The sequence below is a fragment of the Actinomycetospora sp. genome, assembly GCF_036497245.1.
Classification (GTDB): Bacteria; Actinomycetota; Actinomycetes; order Mycobacteriales; family Pseudonocardiaceae; genus Actinomycetospora.
The window spans coordinates 1-1,828 of the sequence record NZ_DASXJS010000120.1 but is presented as its reverse complement, the minus strand read 5'-3'; the positions used below and the strand labels follow the sequence as shown (position 1 = coordinate 1,828).

The 1,828-nt window shown below is 73.4% G+C and carries 3 protein-coding genes; all 3 read left to right on the top strand.

The genetic code is table 11. The annotated features are described in order from the left end of the window. On the top strand, nt 1-773 hold a 773-nt coding region (locus VGI02_RS12335; RefSeq protein WP_331627666.1), incomplete at its 5' end, for a hypothetical protein. Between the two features lie 12 nt (nt 774-785). Then, nucleotides 786-1,151: a DUF2834 domain-containing protein gene (locus VGI02_RS12330; RefSeq protein ID WP_331627665.1), complete on the top strand. Its 366-nt coding sequence runs from the start codon at nt 786-788 to the stop codon at nt 1,149-1,151. Then, entirely contained in the window at nt 1,148-1,669 is a 522-nt protein-coding gene (locus VGI02_RS12325) for a DUF4188 domain-containing protein (protein ID WP_331627664.1), read from the top strand. The genes VGI02_RS12330 and VGI02_RS12325 overlap by 4 nt, the downstream gene beginning before the upstream one ends. Nucleotides 1,670-1,828: the final 159 nt, after the last annotated feature.

Below are 1,828 nucleotides of genomic sequence, written 5' to 3'. Positions count from 1 at the left end.
GGGGTGACCGGACGCGGCGGGTGGCCTCGGCGGCGGGCACCGTCGTCGCGGTCACGTCAGTGATCGAGATGGTGGCGATCGTCGGGCAGGTCGTCCGCGGCCGGCCCAGCCACTTCGACGTAGCGACCCCGTTCGACACCGCGGTCTGGGCCGTGATGGGCACCTCGATCGCGGTGCTCTGGGTCGCGAATCTCGTCATCGCCGTGGTCCTGCTGCGCGAACGCTCCCTGCCGTCGGCGACGGCGTGGGCGGTTCGGCTCGGGCTGGTCGTGGCGCTGATCGGCATGGCCGTCGCGTTCCTCATGACCAGCCCCAGCGGTTACCAGATGCAGGAGGCCCGGGCCACGGGCTCGATGTCGGCCGCGGGCGCCCACGCCGTCGAGGTCCCGGACGGCGGGGCAGGCCTGCCGCTGGTGGGGTGGTCCACGACCGGCGGTGACCTGCGCATCGGGCATTTCGTCGGACTGCACGGCCTGCAGGCGGTCCCGCTGCTCGCGCTCGGGCTCGCGCTGCTGGCCGGCCGGTTCGCCGTCCTGCGCTCCGAGCCGGTCCGCACGCGGCTGGTCGTCGTGGGCGCGGCGGCGTGGCTCGGCCTGACGCTGCTGCTGACCGGCCAGGCCCTGCGGGCCCAGCCCCTCCTCGCGCCGGATGCCCTGACCGTGGCGGTCGCCGCGGCACTCGTCGTTCTCACCGTGGGCGCGGCCGCGGCGGTGCTCGCCCGTGGTTCCCGATCCGATACCCCGACCGAGGCCCCCGCCCCGGTCGCCGTCTGAGTGAGGTCTCCCGTGCGCCTCGTCCCCGTCTACGTCGTCCTCTCGATCGTCGGTCTCGTCGGCACCTGGTGGTTCAACCTGGCGTCCGCCGCCGCGGGCGAGAGCTACCTCGGGGGCTGGTTCGCCACCTCGGCGAGCTCGTCGGCCGCCGTCGACATCCTCGTCACCGGCCTGGCCGCCGCCGTCCTCATGGTCGTCGAGGGCCGCAGGCTCGGCTGGCGGCCGTGGGTCCTCGTCCTGCTCGTCGTCGGGAGCGTCGCGATCGCGGTCGCGGTCGTCTTCCCGCTCTTCCTCGCGTGCCGCGAGATCACCCTGGCGCGCCGGACCCCGGCGCCGTCCGTCCGTTGCCCCGCACCCGCCACCGGAGGCCAGTCATGACCGCACCGTCCTACGCCCGCAGCAGCGCCGACATCGAGGGGGACTTCGTCGTCCTCGTCATCGGCACCCACGTCAACCGCTGGCGCGACGTCCGCGCCTGGCTCCCGGTGTTCCGCGCGATGCCGCGGATGATCCGTGAGCTCGAGCGCCGCCCGGAGCTGGGCCTGCTCAAGGCCTACGGCGGCTGGATGTTCGGCGGGCCGACCTACATCCAGTACTGGCGCTCCTACGAGCAGCTGGTCGCCTACGCCCGCAGTTCCGAGGCCGAGCACCTGCCTGCCTGGCGCGCGTTCAACCGCGCGACGCGGGCCCACGGCGACTCCGTTGGGATCTTCCACGAGACCTACCGGGTCTCGTCGGGCCAGTGGGAGACGATCTACGGCGCGATGCCCGAGATCGGCCTGCTCGGGGCGAGCCGCAGCCACGATCTCCGGCGCGGGAGTACCTCGGCGTCGCGCATGGGGACGCGCACCGAGGAGGCCGACGAGGCCCCGGTGGCGGCGCCGGCGCGGCACTGAGCCGGCACCTCCCCCGCCGGAACGAACGACTCGTTCGTGGCTTCTAGCTGCACGAACGAGTCGTTCGTTCCGGCGGGGCGGTTCGGCCTACAGACCCAGCCGCCGCGCGATCAGCATCTTCTGCACCTCGCTGGTGCCCTCGCCGATCTCGAGGATCTT

Coding starts and splice junctions, on each gene's coding strand:
- VGI02_RS12325 (WP_331627664.1), top strand. CDS start 1,148: ATGACCGCACCGTCCTACGCCCGCAGCAGCGCCGACATCGAGGGGGAC.